Raw genomic sequence first — 21414 nt, 5'->3', positions numbered from 1 at the left:
TTAATTATAGAAATTACTATTTAGTCAGCTTCTCAAAATACGGCAAGCGCTCCAGCGGGACATCTATTGTTATTGTTTTCGGACCTTTAAATACCTTCCCCCGATCATCTCTCCATTTACCTTTGGGCAGCATCACCGTACGGCTTGTCCCGGAAGTCAGCATCGGAGCAACCAAGTATTTGTCACCCAACATAAACTGGTCTTTACAATCGATAAATCCTTGATGGGGATACTGGTATTCCATGTGCCGAACAATAGGTTCACCCGTTTCGGAAGCATGCTTTGCCAATCCCAGAATATAATCTCCCATTTGTTGATGCAAATGGGCATACTTAGCACAAATCGCTACATTTTCTTTACTCAGGATGCGCCAGGGAGCCACGGAGAATTGCATCATCGGCATCAGGGCGTGTACCTGACAGGAGCGTACAATCAACTCTTCATCAAACTTCTTCACATTCAGAAAAGCACCAAACTGGCCTCCGCCTACCATGTCCGGACAAGTATAATAATGTCCCAATAATCCCGCAGCAGTCATATCGGGAATTAGCAACTGAGTCGCACGCCAGGAATAATCCTTATCGCCCAGCCTCTGTACCAATGCCTGACCACCCAACTTCCAGGCAGCACGCAATTCATTGTAGGGAAAGCTCAAACCTATCTCGGCCCATTTCTCCATAAAAGTATTCACATCGGCCTCTTTATCATGAAAAGCATATTCTCCTGTCATATAAGCAACGTCTCCACCATCAAATTTAAATCCGTCGATACCATATTTCTCCTGATTGGCTTTTAACTGTTCCTTCAGATGATTCATAGCCTCCGGATTCGTGGTGTCATAACAGGCACTGTAACCATTCCACCAATGGATGATGGCTGTACGTCCATTCTTATCTTTCAATAAATATCCCTTTGCTTCCAGTTCACGGAATTCAGGACTGTCCGGCGATACATAAGGAGCAACCCACAGCATTACTTTGAATCCCATCTTGTGCAGTTCGTCGGTCATTCCTTTCGGGTCAGGAAATCTTTCGGATTTGAAGTCAAAGTTACCATAATATCTCTGCCAGTTATCATCTACCATGAATACGCCTTGGGGAAATCCGTTTTCTACGGCTTTATGGGCATAATTCATAATGTCCTCCTGATTCTGATCATACATCAGTTCAATCCATGTATTATACTGTGGAAGAGAAAAGAAAGCAGGTTCCGGTATCTGTCCCGAAGGTGGAAAGTGTTTCGCCGAAGCTGCCAGTAAAGCTTCTTTCAGTGTATTCCCCGCTTTTACCGGTTCTATCTTTTCCGAATCCGAATAGATAATCAATTGTCCGTCTTTCACCTCAAAACAGAAAGATTTCTCGGCCCATATATATCGGCCTTCGGAAGAAAGCATGAACGGAACTACCTGATTATTCATATTATTGCGTGACATATCCTGCATCCGCAAATGATCACCAAACGGCATCTGGTTACCTAAAGCTACGAATCCTCCCCACCATCTTTCATTTTTCAAGGGTTCGATCACTGTTTTCATTTTTTCCTGTGCCACTGCGCCAAGCAGTAGTCCGAATGTTACGAGCAATAGTAAAGTCGCTTTTCGTCTCATGATAGTTAGATTAATATTAAAAAAATTCTCAAGTGGCAAAAATAGATAAAAAGGCAGAATTAATGGTTTACCGGCAAAGAATTATTTTTCCGGTCTATCTCTGCACGGATAGGACCCAAATCAATCTTTTCATAGCCAATACTCAAAAAAAGAAAGTTATTTCATTCTTTTATTCTATTTTTTCCTATCTTTATCAGACAGTTACAAACATAATCTTAAAAAAGATGGAACAAACATTTAAAGCAAGAAATCCCAAGATAGGGCTTTGGCTATTCGCTATAGGCATAGTAGCTTGCATTGTCATCAGTTTCATAACAATTCAGGCAATATGGATAGGCGCTGCATGCTTAGGTCCGGGTGCGACAATCTACTTTTCGCAAGCAACCAGTAGATACATCGTCAAAGAAAACGGAATGCTGCAAATTGTGAACGGCTTCCATCAAAAACGCTCTTTCAATCATATCACCAGTATTACATATACTCCCCATGCCTTGGGTATACAGAAAATAAAAATCAAACATGCCACTGGATTTGTCATGGTAGACCCGGAGTCACCTCAGGAACTGATAAAAGCCCTGCAAGAGGTAAATCCCGGCATGACAGTAAGGAACTTTACCTGAAACAAGATATAGCAGAAAATAAGAATAACCGTTTAACCAAGCTATAATAAGATGAAAACAACAAAAAAATGGACGGGATACTTATTCCTATGCCTGTTTTGTCTTCATGTATCTGCACAAAACAAAGACAGCCTTGTCCAAAAGTTGAGCCAATACGCCTGTCTGATAGAAAATTTCTCAAAACATATTCCACAGGAGAAAGTTTACCTGCAATTCGATAATACCAGCTATTATCAAGGTGATGATATCTGGTTTAAATGTTTTCTGGTCACCTCCGATCTATACCCGGCCACAAACCTGAGTAAAACTTTATATGTCGAATTATTGAATCCCGGAGGTGAAATAATCGACAAACGGATATTAAAAATAGAGAACGGCCAATGTCACGGAGATTTCACTTTAAACCAAATACCCTTTTATTCGGGCTTTTACGAGGTTCGTGCCTATACGAAATACATGCTTAACTTTGGGGAAGATATTATTTTTTCAAGACTTCTGCCGGTCTTCGACAAGCCCCAAACAGAAGGAAACTTCGCTGAAAAAGAGATGCGGAAATATTCAACAGGAAATTACCCGATGGAGCGCCCCAAACCGACAAAAGGCAAAAAAGTAAATTTAAAGTTCTTCCCCGAAAGTGGAAACCTGATTCAGGGAATAGAGTCACAAATCGCTTTCGAAGCGACAGATGCCTATGGCAACCCCATAACATTGAGTGGTACTGTTATCAACGACGAAAAACAGGAAACAGCCCATTTCACCGCAATCCATGACGGACGGGGAGTTTTCAATTACACACCTACAGGTGATAAACAAAAAGCAGTCGTCGAGTTTAATGGTAAAAAACACCAGTTTAATATGCCGGAAGCCCTGCCAGCAGGGTATGCGCTACATGTTGATAATCTGTCATACACAGACAGTGTGGAAATTGCTTTGCAAAAGAATCCCAATACTCCCGCAACTCTATTGGGATTAGCAGTTATCAGCGGAGGAAAGCTTTACAAGTTTTGTCTGATCGACGTTGAAGGAAATGAAATCATTCGCTTCAAAATAGATAAGAGCAGATTGACACCCGGAGTCTCCCGTATCGCGTTATTCAATGGTGGCGGAGAAGTCCTGTCCGACCGTTTGATATTCATTCACCCTCAAAAACGATTATCTATAAAAGCACGGACAGACAAAGAAACATACAATCCCTATGAATTAGTAAATCTGGAATTTACCTTAACCGGAGCTGAAATGCAACCGGTACAAAACACATTTGCTTTATCCGTAAGAGATGGCATGAATGAAGTGGAATCAGGACGCAATATGCTGACCGACCTCCTATTAATGTCCGAGATAAAAGGGTATGTCCGCAATCCCGGCTATTATTTTGAAGCGGAAGACGACACACACCGCATGGCAATCGATCTGTTATTGAGGATACAGGGTTGGCGCCGCTACTCTTGGAAGCAAATGACCGGAATTGAACCTCTCAACCTCAAATATGGTCCCGAAAGAGGTATCGAAACACGGGGCCAGGTTGTTTCTTTCGTCCGGCAACTTCCAAAACCCAACGTAGAAGTATCGTGCTTTTTGAAAAAACGGGGAGAAAATGAAGAAAACAGCAGCTTCATCGAGGCTATTACTACCGATAGTTTAGGACGTTTTTCACTGATATCGGATATCTATGGGAAATGGGACTTGATATTGGCAGTGACAGTCAACAGAAAAAAGAAAGATTATCGTATTCTATTAGACAGATTGTTCAGCCCTCCCCCCGCAAAATATCATTATGCCGACATGCAGGTGAACATCGCCAATACGAAAAAAGAAGAAGATACTATTCCGGATAAAGAAACAAATGTCTTGACAGAAGACGACATCGAAACCTTCTTTGCCGCCTATACAGATTCACTGTCTAAAGCAGGCAACCACGAAAAGAACTATCGATTGAAAGAGGTGACCATCAAAGCTAAAAAAAGAAGTAAAGAAAAAGAGATTTACGACAGTCGTTCAAAATCAATAGCTTATTATGACGTCCATTCTGAACTGGACGACATAAAGGACAGCGGAAAATTCATCGGTGACGACATACACGAACTGATGCTGAATATGAATAAGAATTTCAGCCCTGTCCCACAAAGGAATTATTTATATTACAAAAGTAAAATGCCGCTCTTCGTTATCAATTATGAATGTACCCGACATACTGAGATGGACTATAATAAATACAAATATATAAGGCTTGAAGCCATCAAATCGATTTATATTACTGAAAACCTTTCCACTATTTGCCGGTATGCAGACCCACGGCTTTCACCCTTCGATGTATCCGACTTATATGGTTGCGCCGTATTGATTGAAACCTATCCGGAAGGCAAAATACCGACAGAGGCAGGCAAAGGTGTCAGAAAAACATGGCTTGACGGATATAGTCCGGTCAAAGAGTTCTATCAGCCGAATTACTCCGCACTTCCTCCCGTTCCCGATTATCGCCGTACTCTTTACTGGAATCCCTCAGTTAGTACGGACAAGGACGGCAAAGCCCACATCCGCTTCTACAATAATAGCAGATGCCGGAAACTAAAAATAAATGCAGAAACCATCACGGCGGATGGGCTAATCGGAATATACGAGAATTGATTTTCTTATATACACTGAAATCTGTCTTGTATAAGATGGAAAGATTAAATTTATTCTTTGGCCCATCTCTGTACGCAGGATAATGGGGAGCAGGGGGTCAGACTTTAAGTTTATATGCCGGGCATAAATGAAGGGGTTGCAAAAAACGATTTTTGCAACCCCTTCATTTATGATACAGTGATGTTATTTTTATTTCTTTGCCAGAAACTTCTTAGTCAACCATCTTCTGACTGGTTCATCATAGAACTTCAGGCAGAGATAAGCCAGTAAGATGTTTCCGAAAAATACAACCAATGCCATCGGCCACGCCTGTGAAAAGCTGAGTTCTTTACTCCATACCCACGCATAAAACAGATACATGAAAGGGTAGTGTACTATATACAACGGGTAAGATATGTTTCCTAAGAATTCACAGATTTTAGATGACTTTTTATCTGTTGTTTTTCCCGAAGCACCCAGATAGACAAGTAACGGAAAAATAATGATGGCACATACAGAATCATAAATACCATTCATCCACGGAAATTCACTACCACCGATATAAGGCATGGAAAGCAAAACAATAATTGCCAGACTGCATATCCAAAAGGCACCTCTAACCTGAAGCGGTTTAAAAACACGCGTCATCAACAATCCGATAGAGAATGAAAACAATAAACGCAGGAAACCTCCGATCAGATTATAATCTGCCATTGACCATCCCACACCCAAGTGGCCATAACCGGAAAAATTGAATATGGCAAATGAAGCCAGTCCGATTCCGGCCAATACAACCAGCACCGTGAGAGCCTTCGTAGACAACTTGCGAATAAACAATGCATATAGTATGTTTCCGATATACTCAAAAAACAAAGACCAACTGGGACCATTCAAAGGGTACATCTCACCGTTTCCACGGACTTCGGGACCTGCCCCCGGCGCAACAGGAATCAAAAATATCCCCATAAGCATAGCCAACATTACCATCGAAATGGAAACCTGTGAACCATCCCACTTCTCACAACCCTGTATGCAAAACGTAATGCTACCCAAAACAGCTCCCAGAACCACCATCGGATGCAAACGAATTAATCTGCGTTTGAAAAAATCTTTTGTTTTCATCGTTTTCCAACGGTCATCATAAGCATAGCCGATAACAAACCCCGATAAGATAAAGAAGAAATCGACAGCCAGATATCCGTGATTAAATCGCTGGTCCATGGGACTTGTTGCAAAACCTTCGAATATATGGTACCATATTACCATGAGAGCAGCGACCCCTCTCAATCCGTCAAGAAGTTCATAATGAGGTTTTGTGTCTAAAAATGCAGTAGTAGTTCCTTTTTGCATGATAATTTACAAATTTGTTTTTTGTTAACGGTTACATAATAATGCGGCAAAGTTACGCAACTTGAAAAACATAAAATTTGTTCTATGGCAAAATCTTATCGTATAAAAATCATTTTTGGGCCCTAAGACGACTAAGTGTAGAAAGCTTGATCCCCAGATATGATGCGATATATCCCAAATTAGCCCGTTGGCACACTTGAGGAAACTGCTGCTTAAACTCTTCGTAACGTTCTTTGCCCGGCAATGCAAGCCGTTCCTTATGTGAACGCTGCAAACGTCTATATTCATTTTGATGGATAATCCGTCCCCAGTTAGCCAGTTCGATATTGGTTTGAAAAAACCTGTTCAAGTCAGCCAGTGATATTTTGTATGCAACAACGTCTTCAAGTGTTTCTACAAATTCTTCACTCAACTTATTATAATATAATTCATCCATGCTAAAGACAATTCCCCCTTCACAAGAAAAAGAAGTAGTTATTTCTTCCCCGTTCACAAGCCAGAAAGAACGGGTCATCCCTTTTTCTATAAAATAAGCGAACTTGCAAAATGTATTTTCCTTTATCAACAAATGTTTTTTGGGAAAATGGCATAAGGTCACACTCTCTTTCAACGCTTGTATTGTATCGTCAGAAAGCAGACACACAGAATTTATCTTATCTATAACATTCGTCATAAAGCTTCGGATAATTGAATATCTATAAAAGTCATTCAGACTAAGCCTTAAAATAGAAACACCCAACTTTACAGTTTGAAAGTAAAGTTGGGTGTTTATCCTGTAGAACATTGATTATCAATGTTTCTTGCGGAGAGACAGGGATTCGAACCCCGGGTACCTCGCAGTACAACGGTTTTCAAGACCGCCGCAATCGACCACTCTGCCACCTCTCCAAAACTACTTTTCAATAGTGCTTTTCTCTTAAAGCGCTGCAAAGGTACGAATCATTTTTTAATCTGCAAATTTTTCCGCAAAAATATTTGGAAAGAGTCACGGCTCTTTCATTTAACAACCGCCTTCCTCCCTTGTCCCCCCCCGCAAAACCTTCCATTCGCACACAGCGATGCGGAAACAGCGCTTCGTTGTTTCTTTTTTAAGAAAGAATCCGGCCGGCTATTACCGGAGAAGTGTAGTAGATTAACCATTGTCATACAACTCTTTATCCCAGCCCGCATACCCAGGCTGATGAGCCCACATGCCCGGGCTGATGAGCCCGCATACCCGGGCCGATGAGCCCGCATGCCCGGACTGAGATAAAGATCCGACCATTTGCACTAAAGAGAATAAGGGAAATGAAATGCTTTTAGAGAGATTAACGGATAAGTAATTGGATATATCAATTTGTTTTCCAAATAGTTACTACTGAAATATACCCTAAAACAGCGGGTGGAAGATGGAAGATGGGGGTGGAAGATAAATGGCATAAAAACCGCATCTTCCACCAATCTATACATCTTACAATCAACGACATGCATTCTAAAAAGTGGAAGATGGAAGATCGAAACGTGTTTTTTGTATGAGAAGAAGGCGGGGTAAATGAAAGAGCCGTGGGAAAGAGTACTTCAACAGAGAGGAACACAACCTCCCTATAAGTAGGTATTTTTATGCTATTCAACATAAAATAGGAACCTTTTATATCCCTAAACCGAAAAAAGATCGTAAATTTGCACGCTCTAAAGGATAACTAACCACTAACTGATTAATTTTATGGAATTGAATAAGACCTTTAAAGATGGACTTTGGAGCAAAGAAATCAACGTCAGAGATTTCGTCAGTAACAACATTACTCCTTACGAAGGGGATGCTTCTTTCCTGCAAGGACCTACTGAACGCACTAAGGCTGTCTGGAACAACTGTCTCAAAGCTCTCGAAGAAGAGAGAAACAACAATGGAATTCGCGCACTTGATTACACTACAGTATCTACTATAACCTCCCACCCTGCCGGCTATATCGATAAAGAGAACGAACTGATCGTCGGATTACAAACCGATCAGGTACTGAAACGTGCCATCAAACCGTTCGGCGGAATCAATGTAGTAATGAAGGCTTGCCGTGAAAACGGAGTAGAGGTGGATGATAGAGTAAAGGATATCTTCACTCATTACCGCAAGACACACAACGACGGAGTATTCGATGTATACACTGATGAAATCCGTTCATTCCGTTCTTTGGGATTCCTGACCGGGCTTCCTGATAATTATGCACGCGGACGTATCATCGGTGACTATCGCCGCCTTGCCCTTTATGGTCTCGACCGTCTGATCGAAGCCAAGAAAGAGGACCTCCATAATCTTACAGGTCCGATGACAGAAGCCCGCATTCGCCTCCGCGAAGAGGTGGCCGAACAGATCAAGGCACTGAAAGAAATCAAGGTGTTGGGTGAATACTACGGTCTGGATCTCAGCCGCCCGGCATATACCGCACAAGAAGCCGTACAATGGGTGTACATGGCTTATCTGGCTGCTGTAAAAGAGCAGGACGGTGCTGCCATGTCATTGGGTAACGTGTCTTCATTCCTCGATATCTATCTGGAATATGAACTGAGCCAGGGAACTATTACGGAAACATTCGCTCAGGAGTTGATCGACCAGTTCGTTATCAAACTCCGTATGGTACGTCACTTGCGTATGCAGTCGTACAACGATATTTTTGCAGGTGACCCGACATGGGTAACCGAATCCATCGGAGGACGTTTCAACGACGGGCGTACAAAGGTCACTAAAACATCTTTCCGTTTCTTACAGACACTCTACAACTTAGGTCCGTCACCGGAACCTAACATGACTGTACTATGGAGTCCTGAACTGCCGGAAGGTTTCAAGGCATTCTGTGCACAAGTATCCATCGATACTTCATCCGTACAGTACGAAAACGATGACTTGATGCGTGAGGTCCGCCAATCGGACGATTACGGTATCGCTTGTTGTGTTTCTTACCAGGAAATCGGAAAGCAAATTCAGTTCTTCGGTGCCCGTGCCAACCTTGCAAAAGCATTGTTGCTGGCAATCAACGGAGGACGTTGCGAAAACACAGGCACTGTCATGGTAAAAGACATCCCTGTATTGACAGACGAAACGCTGAAGTTCGAAGAAGTAATGGCCAACTATAAAAAGGTATTGGTACAGATCGCCCGTGTATATAACGAGGCTATGAACATCATCCACTATATGCACGATAAGTATTATTACGAAAAGGCTCAGATGGCTTTCGTAGATACTGATCCGCGCATTAACCTTGCTTATGGTGTAGCCGGACTTTCAATCGCTATCGATTCACTGTCTGCCATCAAATATGCGCATGTGAAAGCGCGCCGCAATGACATCGGCCTGACTGAAGGATTCGATATCGAAGGCGCTTTCCCCTGCTTCGGTAACGATGATGACCGTGTAGACCACTTGGGTGTAGACCTGGTATACTTCTTCAGCGAAGAACTGAAGAAACTCCCGGTATACAAGAATGCCCGTCCTACCCTCTCGTTGCTGACCATCACTTCGAACGTGATGTATGGCAAGAAAACAGGTGCCACTCCCGACGGGCGTGCCAAAGGCATCGCCTTTGCACCGGGTGCCAACCCCATGCACGGACGTGACAAGAATGGTGCGATTGCTTCGCTCAGTTCAGTAGCTAAGTTGCGCTACCGTGATTCACAGGATGGCATCAGTAACACATTCTCTATCGTTCCGAAATCATTAGGCGCAACTCAAGAGGATCGTATCGACAACCTGGTGACCATGATGGACGGATACTTCACCAAAGGCGCACACCACCTGAACGTGAACGTACTGAACCGTGAAATGCTACAGGATGCAATGGAACATCCCGAAAAGTATCCACAACTGACTATCCGCGTTTCAGGATATGCCGTCAACTTCGTGAAGCTGAGCCGCGAACACCAGCTGGAAGTTATCAGCCGAAGTTTCCACGAAAGAATGTAATTGAATGATAAACGTACACTCATACGAGTCAATGGGAACATTCGACGGGCCGGGTCTCCGGCTCGTCGTTTTCCTTCAGGGGTGTAACTTCCGGTGCCTGTATTGTGCCAATCCGGACACAATCGAAGCCAAAGGAGGTACGCCAACCCATCCGGATGAAATTGTCCGCATGGCTGTCAGCCAAAAAGCTTTTTTCGGTAAGAAAGGAGGAATAACTTTCTCCGGTGGAGAACCCACTTTTCAGGCGAAAGCTCTTATCCCACTTTTTAAAAGACTGAAGGAAGCTGGAATTCACATCTGCCTCGACACCAACGGCGGACTGTGGCACAATGATGTTGAAGAACTCTTGGGGTTGACTGATTTGGTTTTATTGGATATCAAAGAGTTCAATCCGGAACACCACCAGTCTCTGACCGGAAGAAGTAACGAACAAACACTGAAAACCGCCGCCTGGCTCGAAGCCAATCAAAAGCCATTCTGGCTGCGCTATGTATTAGTGCCCGGCTACAGCGACTTCGAAGACGATATCCGGCAGTTGGGAGAACATCTTGGAACGTACCGGATGATTCAGCGTGTAGAGATATTGCCTTATCATACTTTAGGAGTTCATAAATACGAAGCGATGGACAAAGAATATCTCTTGAAAGGAGTGAAAGAAAACACTCCGGAGCAAATAGAAAAGGCCGAAAAATTATTCAGGCAATACTTCCGGACAGTACAAGTAAATTAGCTTATCATTAAGAAGGGGATGAGAGTGTATCGAAAGTCTTTTCAACACAGAGGACACAGCCCCATCCCCTTTACTTTTTTATCATTCCAGAGAGCCACCGCCATTCTAATGAAGTGCCACCGGCATTCCGATTAAATGCCACCGCCACTCTGTTCAAACTCCACCGCCACTCCGGCTTACATCTGCCTTACTTTAATAAGTGAATCGCAATCCTGCCTGCAAATTAAAGTTACAAGGTGTTTCTTTTCGGATAGTCTGTATTTTCGAACCATCGTCAAAGAAATACGAAACTCCCGGTTCCACATAAAATCCCACATGCTCCGTTGCATTGAACTGAGCTCCTACTGCACCTGCTACAGAAAATTGCAGAGGTTTCACATTCACTTTATCGCCCGCCAGTTTTCCATATACGCATTTCTCAACCATTCCACCGGCAGATACATAAAGCGTAAAGTATTTCTTTTCCAGGAAATTCCAGTTTCCACGTACCGGGATACCGATATAATGCAGTTTCTGAGTCTGCATCTTGTTATCTCCCTGTCGCTTGACATCGGAAGACAATAACGTATAAGTCAATCCGGTTTCTACGGAGAAACCTTTCGGAAGGGATTTACGTACGGACAATCCGAAACTTACCGGCTGATGATGTTCATAATCCATCACAGTAGTCGTACTGGACTTCAGATAAGGAACTCCCCCTTCAAACACAACTTCCTGATCTGCGGGAATATTCACGGCCCCATTCATAATTGTCATCAGGTCTACCCTGTTGCTCATCGGACGGGGTGCAAAACTTTCCGAACCATTCGTCGGAGGTCCTCCCCCATTGCCTACCCCTACTCCCATCGACCATTTTCCATTCCGCTTTGCAGAAGAACTCTCAATGGGCAACTGGTATTTGTCTTTACCGGATGGCCTCCGGGCCTCTTTCCTTTTTTCTATTTGTGACGCAGTACTCTCTTTTTTCTCCGTTACAGCAGCTGCTTCAGAGTGTGATTCGGCAGGCTTCTCCGCCACCACAGCCTCCGGATGTTTCTCTGCCCCCGGAAAGGCTTCCGGAGTGATCTTTGGATCATTCCCTTTCGCCAAATACCCAGAAGCGGAACTCACGTCTGTCCCTCCCGCCGGCTTCATTGGCTCGGACACGGCAACCTGTACATCCGGTAAAGCCGGTTCCGGCAATATATCCGGATTGACAGCCAATGAAGGAGCCGTCGCATAGCGAATTTCATCTGCGACCGGACTATTCAGGAAATACAAACTTACAGCAGTCGTCACCACCAACACTACGGCAGCCGCGGCAACGGCCCATCGGCGGTACGGATATATTCGTCTTTCGGTTACGGGCATCAGTTCCTTTTCCAGTCGTTCCCAACCGGAAGCAGGTATCGGCTCGGAATAATCCTCGAGCTTCTCTTTGAATGCCTTTATCCATTTTTCGTTTTCTTTCATCATTCTATTCTATTTTAGAAATCCCGGGTTCACTTGGTGTCCGAAGACATACGTCAACCGTTGATCATCAACCATTCCTTTACTTTCTTGGCTAATACACTCTTTGCCCGAAAAAGTTGTGAAGCCGAAGATTTTTCATTAATCCCCAACATCTGTGCGATTTCCTTGTGCGACTTATCTTCAAAGGTGTATAAGTTGAATACGGTACGATATCCGGCGGGGAGTTCGTTAATAAATTGCATCAGCACTTTCTGAGGAATCGCTTCGACAGCCGAAGCATCGGGTTCGTCATAAGTTTCGGGAACTTCATCCAGTGCCATGGTTTGGTTCATCACATCGTTCTTTCTTAAGAACTGTAAAGCCGTATTCACCATTACACGCTCCATCCATGCTCTAAGAGAGCCTTCACCCCGCCAGGTAAACTTGTCGAAGGAGTCGAAAATTTTCAGGAAACCGTCGTGTACCAGGTCCTGTGCCATGTCTCTGTCTCCGGCATAACGAAGACAGACACCAAGCATGCGCCCTGCGTACTGCTCATAAAGTTCTTTGCGGGCACGATTATCTCCCTGCCTGCAACGTTCCGACAGCTCTAATTCATTCATTCTCCTAAACACGTGTTTACCTTATAAATGCAGCAAAGATAGAAATACTGCACTGAGAGAACAACTCTTTTATCACTTTTGTTTCTTTAACATTTTACGATGCAATATTTCACGGCTCCCCGCATTTCTTCAATACAGCGAAGAATAAATCTCAATGAATAAATAGGATACTAAAACCAACAGGAACTTATGAGAAAATTTAAATTAGTAACTTTTACCCTCATTCTGGCACTACTGCCCATCCTGCAGTCTTGTCTGGACAATGAAGACAATGATTATTGGGTCACTTGTCCTCCGGGTGGGATACTGGCCATCGGTACAATGAAAATTCCCAATGCGGACACCCCGAGGGATTTTTTTATTGCCCTGGACAACGGAAATAACGTATTCCCCGCAGATACGGCCGATATTCGCAACTGGAAATACACCGTCGCAGAAGGACAGAGGGTTTTTGTGGGTTACGTGAAGATGGAAGAAGAAGAAAAGCCCGGATATGAAAACGGTAAGATATTCACGATAGAAGATATACTGACAAAGGATATCATCCCGCTGACGGAAGCAACGGCGGACAGCATTGGAGACGACCGCATCAACGTCACGGCGCATGCACTTACAAAGGATTATCTCACCATCGAATACCAGTATCTGGGCAGTATGGACGAGAATAAAAAGCACATGCTGAATCTGGTACAAAACGAAATTACAGGTCCTGTTGAAGACGACGGATATATCTGTCTGGAATTCAGGCATAACGCCTTTGACGACTCTCCCAGTAAACTGGGTTCAAGCCTCGTCTCCTTCAAACTGGCCAATATAGCCGATCTGTTGCCGACAGCAAAAGGAATAAAGCTCCGTGTAAACACGATTTATGACAACATACAGTATATCACAATAGATATCAATGAAGATAAGAACTTAAAAATAAAATCATTTCATTCTCAATAAAACAACAGAAGACACCTGCACAAATTTGACAAAACTAAGAATAATTCTGATATATAAAAGAAATAAAGCGGCGATGTTTGTGAAAATATCGCCGCTGTTTTTTTTATACCAGGCACTGAACAGCCTGTAAAGTAAGCATCTCTTTGGGGACTGCTGCCTGGATCTCTTCTTTCAATACTTGCAGCAGGCTGGTACGGATAAAGTCTTTTCGTGTAACCAGGACAATCTGGCGAGTGGGCCTTGGGATGGCAAACGGACGGACCAGTTCCTTCTGTTCTTCGCTCAGTTGCATCACTGCCAGCTCCGGAATAAATGTAATGCCCTTACCGCTCTCCACCATATGCATAAAAGTCTCCATACTGCCCAAGCGATAAGCCATTTGGCTGACCTTTACCGCTTCCATCTGGCAGAAACGGACCAACTGATCGCGAAAGCAATGTCCTTCGTCAAGAAGCCAAAGCCGCTCTCCGGTCACGTCGGACGTACGAATCACATCGTGTTTGAACAATGGTTCCTTTTTCGAAACGTAACCGAAGAACTGCTCATAAAACAAAGTCTCCTCTGTTAATGCAGCATCATCCAGCAGGCTGGCAATGATAGCGGCATCTGCTTCACCCGTCAGCAAAGCCTTGCGGATATCCGGTGTTTTCATTTCCATAACCCGTATATCAAGATCGGGGTATTTCTCCATCAGTTGCGGAAAAAAACGAGGCAAAAGATAAGGTGCAATCGTAGGCAATACGGCCAGCCGGAACGTACCGGACAAAGAATGCTGTTCCTCATTGATAATCTCCTTGACGCAGGTAGTTTCCGAAAGGATTTTGCGTGCCTGTTCCAGCACCTTCTTACCGATGGCAGTGGGACAAACCGGAGTCATACTGCGGTCGAACAGCTTCACTCCCAATTCGTCTTCCAGTTTCTGGATCATCGCACTCAAAGTAGGTTGCGTCACCCGGCAATACTCGGCAGCTTTTGCAAAGTGCCGGAACTGATCGACGGCCAGAATATATTCCAATTGTTGTATAGTCATCGTTCTCTGATTTATTAAAGATATAGAATCTATCAATGCAAAGATAGAAATTTTCAGTTTGACACGAATCATTTTGTGCCGTATCTTTGTTCCAGATAAAAAGAAGATATATAGTATTAACTCAAAAAAACAATAGCATTATGAAAACTTTAAATTATACACATTTGGATGAAAAGGGAGCTAACAACATCGTAGTATCATTGCAGCAATTACTTGCCGATTTTCAAATTCACTATGCAAACTTAAGAGGATTTCATTGGAATATCAAAGGACACGGTTTCTTCGTACTACACAGTAAATTCGAAGACCTCTATAACGGAGCTGCCGAAAAGGTGGACGAAATAGCCGAACGCATATTGATGCTTGGAGGAACTCCCGCCAATAAGTACAGTGACTACCTGAAGATGGCACAAATCAAGGAAGTGGACGGAGTGAGCAAAGCCGATGACGCGTTGAATCATATTCTTGAAACTTACGGGCACCTGATAGCAGAAGAGCGTAAAGTCCTGTCTCTCGCCTCTTCACACAACGATGAGGTAACAGTGGCTATGATGAGCGACTATCTGAAGGAACAGGAAAAAATGGTTTGGATGCTGACAGCATACAACGGATAACTCCAAACAGGGTTACGCCCTTTTATCTAAAGGGTGTAGCCATACAGACAAAAGGGTGTAGCCATCCCGGCAGGATAGCTACACCCTTTCTCTTTTATCCGATTCAGATGATACTTGTACGTTTTGTAAATTCTATAATTTCCGGAATATATCCGAATGCAAGTCCCGTCACCGTATCTGCACATCCGTAATAGATGGCAATTCGTCCGGTCTCCGAATCATGAAGCGCCGCGCACGGGAAGCAGACATTAGGCACATCGCCCATGCATTCGTACTCTTTCTGGGGTGAAATCAAGTAAGGTCCCGAACGGAATTTCACTTTCCAGGGTTCATCAAGGTCAAGCAATGCGGAACCGAAACTATACACAAAACCATTGCATGAAGCTAATACACCGTGATAGATCAGCAACCAGCCTTCTGATGTTTCAATCGGAATAGGTCCTGCACCGATCTTGGTGCACTGCCAGGCACTGTCTTCAAACGGAGCCGGAGACATTACATGACGATGGCGTCCCCAAAATTCCATATCGGGAGATTCACTATAAAAAATATCTCCGAAAGGAGTATGTCCATTGTCGCTCGGACGACTCAACATGGCAAAACGGCCGTTTATCTTACGAGGAAACAAAACTCCATTCCGGTTAAAAGGAATAAAGGCGTTTTCCAGCTGATGGAACGTTACAAAGTCATAGGTATAAGCAACACCAATAGTAGGACCATGATAACCGTTGCACCAAGTCACATAATAGCGGTCCTCAATGAAGCAAACCCTGGGATCATATCCATAAACCCAGTTCCCGATCTCCGCATCGTCACATTGAAACTTCAACGGCTCTTCATTGATGTCCCAACGAACGGCATCTTTACTGAACCCCACATGCAGACGCATGCGACGGTTGGTATCATCACAACGGAACACTCCTGCATAGCCATCCTTAAACGGAACTACGGCACTGTTGAATATACTGTTTGAAGTAGGGAGCAAGTCGCGCGGAATAATCGGATTTGCCGAACAACGCCACACTACATCTTTGCATCCTGCCGGACGTTCTTCCCAAGGCATGGCCGGCAAAGCAGCACCTGCAATTTTAAATTCTTCCATGATTCGATTAAATTAATATTATGTATATATCTCGTTTATATTGAAATTCTCTTTTATTTCTTCTTTCCGTCCGGATACGTAAAAGGTACCAGCCAAGTGACGACAAAAGCCGGTATGGTAGCGATCAGCACCCAGACAAAGAAATCACGATAACCCAGCCAGTCGCTCAGATATCCACTCATCATCCCCGGAAGCATTACTCCTAAATTCATGATACCGGTGGCAAAAGCATAATGTGCCATCTGGTGTTTGCCGGGGGCTACTTGCTGCATCATAAAGAGCATTAATCCGACGAAACCAAATCCGTACCCCAAATATTCAAATACAATGGCCGTACCGATAATCAACAGGTTAGAGGGTTGGTAAAGTGCCAACAGGAAGTATACCAAAAACGGAATATTAAAAGCGCAACACAAAGAAAACAAGGTCTTCCGAAGTCCGTAAGCCGAAATGTAATAACCCGCCAAGAGCGAACCGAGGATAAATGCTCCTGCTCCGAACGTACCGTATACCAATCCGATGTCCTGAGTACTAAGACCCAATCCGCCATCTGCAACCGGTGCTTTCAGGAACAACGGTACAATCTTCAGGGCGTATCCTTCGGCAAATCGGTACAAAATGATAAAGACAATGTAGAAAGCAATATGTTTTTTTTGGAAAAAAGAACGAATGACTTCCCAAAGCACGTTCAATGCATCTCTCACCGTATTTACTTCGCCGGAAGCACCTCCTCCCGAAGGCAGAATCCGAATGTGGTAAAGGCCGATCAAAATCATAATACCCGCACACATCAACATCACAATCATCCAGGCATGTACCACTCCAAATTCATCCTTCAGCATACCTGCCAGCCAAACCAAGCCTCCGTTGGCAAGTATCTTGGCCAAATTATAAAAAGCTCCCTGCCAACCGATATACTTGGCTTGCTGGGTAGCAGTCAGCTCCGTCAGGTATACTCCGTCACCCGCAATGTCATGAGTCGCACCACTGAGAGCAATGATCCCCATCAGAGCGATGGCATAACGAAAAAAATCGGGCAACGGCAGCGAAAGTGCCACCAACGCAAATGCCAGTCCGGTAATGATTTCTGTAGCGACAACAAAGTACTTCTTCGTCTTAAACATCTCCAGAAACGGACTCCATAAAGGCTTCAATGTCCAGGGAAGCATAATGAGAGAAGTCCAGAAAGCAATCTGTGCATTCGACACTTCCATATCGGAAAACATAAGGACAGAAACCATCGAAAGGGCCACAAACGGCAATCCCATCGCAAAGTAAACAGTAGGCACCCAACATACAGGGCTTATCGGCTTTTTATTCATCAGTTAGTTTTTTATAATAATTCCATCGGTTAACAATTCCAGTAAGCAAAGATAGGGGATATTAAAAACATAGCCCAAAATTACGACAAGAAGTTGCATTCACTACATAATAATACAACTGACTTCACAAAATCACTAATCCTTACCGGTTCTTTTTTTTTGCTCTGTCGGGATGAAGTACACAAAAGAAGCACCGAAACCCCATGGCCCCGATGCTTCTCCCCCTTATCTACAATCTAAACACCTCTATTGCTTCACAAATAAATTTATTTCCGCAAATCCGGTATAGCTATCCGGGCTCAGACAATCAATCCTGAACTCTTTAACATCCCCGATAGGTGGTTCGATGACTGCATACTGCGGCTCGTTTCCTTTAAAGCTCCTGAAAGTCAAAGTCCTCTGATAAGTCACCCATTCTGTCGCTCCGTCTTTCCTGACTTTGATCTCCGCACTTTTCAGATTGTATGACGATCCGTAAGCACTCTGTTTAGTAACCGAAAATCCTGCCAAAGTAACAGGCCGGGGCAATACTGTATTCCACCAGCACTCTTCAGCATTGGCTACTCCCCACGAAAACCAAGATGTATTTGCTTCACCATCGATAGCCAGATGTGCACCATATCTGGCATCATCGTTTGCGTATGCATTACTGCAACTTACATCCCATGCACTGCGGTCCACTGCCGCCCAGTCTGCAGGCTTCGTATAGCCGGTATAGAGTATGCTGGCATAAATCCGGATATAGACCGTATTCATAGATATACTTACAGCCTGTCCGTCCATACCGGTAACTTCTTTAAGCATCACCGGGAGTACGTATCCGTCAGGGTTACTCAATTTCTCTATGTTCTTCAAAACCACACGGAAAGAAGACTCGGCCACAGTCTGTCCGGTTTTCAGAGTAGACTCTTTTTTCTCAATGTCATAATTATCTCCGGGCAATAACTCGCATTTCGTCTTTTTAGCCGAATTATAAGCATTTACTTTCAGGGTATCGATACCTAAAGTAGCGGTGACCTCCCGTGAAACGGGTTGTACGGCACACAGTTGTATTTCAAAATCAGAACGGTCAGCGGTAGATGAATTACTTACGCGATCTACCACTACTACAGCACTCATTTCAGCCCCCGGTGCTACTCCCGTTCTGATATATATTTTTTGATATTTGTTCATTTCATCATCATCGTTACTACACGAAGCCAATGATACAAACCCTGTTATCAAACAGATTAAGGTCACAAAATTCAAATGTCTATTCATATCTTATTCTTCTTTTACATAGTTATTGTTTATCAAAACGAACATGCTCTTTCCATACAAGGGTCCCTCCTGCCGTGAGGTCGTATCCGTGTCCGGTACAATCGGCAAAAGCATTTCCTTTGCCCTCGTCCATTTTCCAGTAGCCTATCAGGTTCGGATCAGCGGGTTTCACGGCAAAATACATGTTAGACTGAATTTGTGTCTGGCTGATCGCTGTCTTCCAAAGACGTACCTGAGCCATCTGGCAATTGTTCCGGAAGTAGCTGCCGCTTGAAACCATGTTCATCGTGTCGAACCGTACCGGGCCTCCTTTCGTTTGTAAAGTCACATCAAGCACCCCGTTAATATAAATCGATAACAATCCGGAAGAATTATAGACGAACGCCAGATGATACCATTTGTCTTTCTCAAACAAAGTCACCGTATTAACCTGACTTCCCAGCGTTTTCACCTGCAATGAATTATAAGGAATCATAGCGTCACCAAAACGGATATATACCTCATGGTCTTTGCTACCCGAATTGAAGATAGCCTGATTATTAATGTCAAAGCCATCCATTTGTATCCAGGCTTCAAGCGACCATTCGTTGGTTGTCACTCCCCACAAACCTTCTTTGGACGGTTTTACAGCATTTGTCGTATTCATAAACGGCACAGACTGTATCAGCGGCTTGTCCAGTAAAATAATAAACTTCGACGAAAGCCCGATCGTAGACACCGGTCCTTGAATTTCGGTGAGGGATACCGGAATGGCATAGAGTTCTCCGTTTTCATTCGAATAAGGTTTCACCTTAAATTCTGATGGTACCGCACTTACATCACCCGCCTGAATCTTTATCTCTTTATCATAAGAAAAATATTGTTCAGGAAGAACCTCGTACGAAGTTTCATTGGCTTCATTGTACTCTTTAAGAATAGAGGGGTCAATCGTCAAAACAGCAGTTACATCTCCGGCAACAGGCTGCCCCATGCGTACGGTCAAAGTAGTTGTGGTAACATTTTCAGGATCAACCGTAACCTTTGCCGAACCATTCTCGGATGCTTCATTCAGATAAATAGCATTGTCAATCACACGGTAATCGGCATCTTCGCATCCAGCCAGAATCATCGGCAGAACAACACAAGCAAGCAAATAAGATTTTATTGTTATTCTTTTCATAATCAAATTCATTTAAGTCATTTTACAGCGGGATTCATAATTCTGATTGCCTCACGCAAGTATTTGTATTCAACGTCGCCCGGATAATCATATTCCATATGATATGTCCCTACTCCGCCCTTTCGAACTTGTTTACCATCAATGACCGGAGTCCAGCGTGCCATTCCGGCAAGTGCCCGCATTTTATTTCCGTAACGATCTACATAATCGCCTCCTCCTGTCGGAGCATAGGATTCGAAATTTTCTGTGACGATGTACATATTAGCCACTTTCTCGGGAGTGAGTACCTCTTTAAAATTGGCAATTGTACCGGCCAGCCGCCTGTCAAGATTAGTATCGGAGTTACCCGCAAGGTTGGAGTATGCCTGCACGATGAAGTAATCAAAATAAGGTCCGGTTTCCGGATGAATGCTTTGTGGCTCACCATCGATCACAAGCAGTCGCCCCGTGCCCGATTTGGGTCCTATTCTCTCTCCTAACGCCTTTACGAAAGTGAGCATATTTTCGGGATAGCTGGCCAAATTTCCGGGAGATCCATAATTAGGTTCATAATCGATATCGAAACCATCATATCCATACTTATCGATGGAGTCACAAATGGCATTTGCATATTTTCTGATCGCGCCGTCGATAGCTTCCTGATCGCCATCTTTCCAACCCCAATATTCTTTATAATTCTCTTTATACTCTTCGGGAGTCAACTGATCGCCTACATTAGCTACGATAAAGCACATCAATGCACGCGTACCTTTCAGTTCTTTCACTTTTTTCTTATCCAGCATCCGGGCTTCATCCAGATTCTTCCAGTTTCCCCAAATGGAAACGAAGTCCACACTATCGGGAAGTCCCATCAGACTCCCCACCATCGAAGCTCCCACACCTGTCCAGCCTCCAAACCAGCCAAACGCAACCGAATGCTCCGAACGTTTATAAGCTCTCAGATTCTCGTAGTAGTCATTTCCCGGCATTTCAAAAAAATCCTCTGCCTCGGGTTTGGTCCAGTCACTGCAACCCAGAAGCATACTGACGAACAACGCAAAAACCACTATATTTAAATATCTCTTTTTCATTTTCTTTTCTCTTTTTA

General features: G+C 43.7%; 17 protein-coding genes and 1 tRNA gene. 6 read left to right on the top strand and 12 right to left on the bottom strand.

Annotation, left to right across the window (positions count from 1 at the left end; translation table 11 throughout):
• Positions 1 to 16 precede the first annotated feature (16 nt).
• Positions 17 to 1606, bottom strand: a complete 1590-nt coding sequence (locus G7Y45_RS09260) for a glycoside hydrolase family 31 protein (protein ID WP_165016090.1) — start codon at positions 1604 to 1606, stop codon at positions 17 to 19.
• Positions 1607 to 1830: 224 nt separating this feature from the next.
• Between G7Y45_RS09260 and G7Y45_RS09255 the strand changes: the two genes are divergently transcribed.
• The gene (locus G7Y45_RS09255; RefSeq protein WP_005776054.1) at positions 1831 to 2226 is read left to right on the top strand and encodes a PH domain-containing protein; all 396 of its coding nucleotides are present in this window, start codon (positions 1831 to 1833) and stop codon (positions 2224 to 2226) included.
• Positions 2227 to 2277: 51 nt separating this feature from the next.
• Complete coding sequence (locus G7Y45_RS09250; RefSeq protein ID WP_165016087.1) at positions 2278 to 4851, top strand: hypothetical protein; 2574 nt, start codon at positions 2278 to 2280, stop codon at positions 4849 to 4851.
• Between the two features lie 189 nt (positions 4852 to 5040).
• On the opposite strand, the gene G7Y45_RS09245 is transcribed toward G7Y45_RS09250, so the two are convergent.
• The 3 genes from G7Y45_RS09245 to G7Y45_RS09235 all read right to left on the bottom strand — a co-directional run bounded on the left by G7Y45_RS09245 (position 5041) and on the right by G7Y45_RS09235 (position 7068).
• Positions 5041 to 6180 carry an acyltransferase gene (locus G7Y45_RS09245; protein WP_005776051.1) on the bottom strand — a complete coding sequence of 380 codons (1140 nt, stop codon included), beginning with the start codon at positions 6178 to 6180 and terminating at the stop codon, positions 5041 to 5043.
• Positions 6181 to 6289: 109 nt separating this feature from the next.
• Positions 6290 to 6853, bottom strand: coding sequence for a Crp/Fnr family transcriptional regulator (locus tag G7Y45_RS09240; protein ID WP_165016084.1), 564 nt, complete (start codon positions 6851 to 6853; stop codon positions 6290 to 6292).
• Positions 6854 to 6983: 130 nt separating this feature from the next.
• Positions 6984 to 7068, bottom strand: a tRNA-Ser gene (locus tag G7Y45_RS09235).
• A gap of 814 nt (positions 7069 to 7882) precedes the next feature.
• Here G7Y45_RS09235 and pflB point away from each other — a divergent pair.
• Positions 7883 to 10111, top strand: coding sequence for a formate C-acetyltransferase (gene pflB / locus G7Y45_RS09230; protein WP_165016081.1), 2229 nt, complete (start codon positions 7883 to 7885; stop codon positions 10109 to 10111).
• A 4-nt stretch (positions 10112 to 10115) separates the two neighbouring features.
• Positions 10116 to 10841 carry a pyruvate formate-lyase-activating protein gene (gene pflA, locus G7Y45_RS09225; RefSeq protein WP_165016078.1) on the top strand — a complete coding sequence of 242 codons (726 nt, stop codon included), beginning with the start codon at positions 10116 to 10118 and terminating at the stop codon, positions 10839 to 10841.
• A 192-nt stretch (positions 10842 to 11033) separates the two neighbouring features.
• Here the strand turns inward: pflA and G7Y45_RS09220 are convergent, their stop codons facing one another.
• Positions 11034 to 12293: a porin family protein gene (locus G7Y45_RS09220; RefSeq protein ID WP_165016101.1), complete on the bottom strand. Its 1260-nt coding sequence runs from the start codon at positions 12291 to 12293 to the stop codon at positions 11034 to 11036.
• Positions 12294 to 12346: 53 nt separating this feature from the next.
• Positions 12347 to 12895, bottom strand: coding sequence for an RNA polymerase sigma factor (locus G7Y45_RS09215; protein WP_005776045.1), 549 nt, complete (start codon positions 12893 to 12895; stop codon positions 12347 to 12349).
• Positions 12896 to 13084: 189 nt separating this feature from the next.
• Between G7Y45_RS09215 and G7Y45_RS09210 the strand changes: the two genes are divergently transcribed.
• Entirely contained in the window at positions 13085 to 13840 is a 756-nt protein-coding gene (locus G7Y45_RS09210; protein ID WP_165016075.1) for a NigD-like protein, read from the top strand.
• A 103-nt stretch (positions 13841 to 13943) separates the two neighbouring features.
• On the opposite strand, the gene G7Y45_RS09205 is transcribed toward G7Y45_RS09210, so the two are convergent.
• Complete coding sequence (locus G7Y45_RS09205) at positions 13944 to 14870, bottom strand: hydrogen peroxide-inducible genes activator (RefSeq protein WP_165016072.1); 927 nt, start codon at positions 14868 to 14870, stop codon at positions 13944 to 13946.
• A gap of 140 nt (positions 14871 to 15010) precedes the next feature.
• On the opposite strand from G7Y45_RS09205, the gene G7Y45_RS09200 reads away from it, so the two are divergent.
• A complete protein-coding gene (locus G7Y45_RS09200) occupies positions 15011 to 15484 on the top strand; it encodes a Dps family protein (RefSeq protein ID WP_005818936.1) in 474 nt (157 codons plus the stop codon).
• Between the two features lie 103 nt (positions 15485 to 15587).
• Here G7Y45_RS09200 and G7Y45_RS09195 read toward each other — a convergent pair whose 3' ends face one another.
• The 5 genes from G7Y45_RS09195 to G7Y45_RS09175 form a co-directional block, all read right to left on the bottom strand.
• Positions 15588 to 16586: a glycoside hydrolase family 130 protein gene (locus tag G7Y45_RS09195; RefSeq protein ID WP_005776041.1), complete on the bottom strand. Its 999-nt coding sequence runs from the start codon at positions 16584 to 16586 to the stop codon at positions 15588 to 15590.
• 53 nt (positions 16587 to 16639) lie between these two features.
• Positions 16640 to 17908 carry an MFS transporter gene (locus G7Y45_RS09190; RefSeq protein ID WP_005809672.1) on the bottom strand — a complete coding sequence of 423 codons (1269 nt, stop codon included), beginning with the start codon at positions 17906 to 17908 and terminating at the stop codon, positions 16640 to 16642.
• Between the two features lie 246 nt (positions 17909 to 18154).
• The gene (locus G7Y45_RS09185; RefSeq protein WP_165016069.1) at positions 18155 to 19168 is read right to left on the bottom strand and encodes a BT_3987 domain-containing protein; all 1014 of its coding nucleotides are present in this window, start codon (positions 19166 to 19168) and stop codon (positions 18155 to 18157) included.
• Between the two features lie 22 nt (positions 19169 to 19190).
• Positions 19191 to 20327, bottom strand: coding sequence for a DUF1735 and LamG domain-containing protein (locus G7Y45_RS09180; protein ID WP_165016066.1), 1137 nt, complete (start codon positions 20325 to 20327; stop codon positions 19191 to 19193).
• Between the two features lie 17 nt (positions 20328 to 20344).
• On the bottom strand, positions 20345 to 21397 hold the full coding sequence (locus G7Y45_RS09175) for a glycoside hydrolase family 18 (protein ID WP_005818929.1): 1053 nt from the start codon (positions 21395 to 21397) through the stop codon (positions 20345 to 20347).
• Positions 21398 to 21414 lie beyond the last annotated feature (17 nt).

Origin of the sequence: Bacteroides sp. ZJ-18 (assembly GCF_011038705.2) — a bacterium.
Taxonomy (GTDB): Bacteria; Bacteroidota; Bacteroidia; order Bacteroidales; family Bacteroidaceae; genus Bacteroides; species Bacteroides hominis.
The sequence above is the reverse complement of the archived record's forward strand: the minus strand, read 5'-3'. Positions and strand labels throughout refer to the sequence as shown.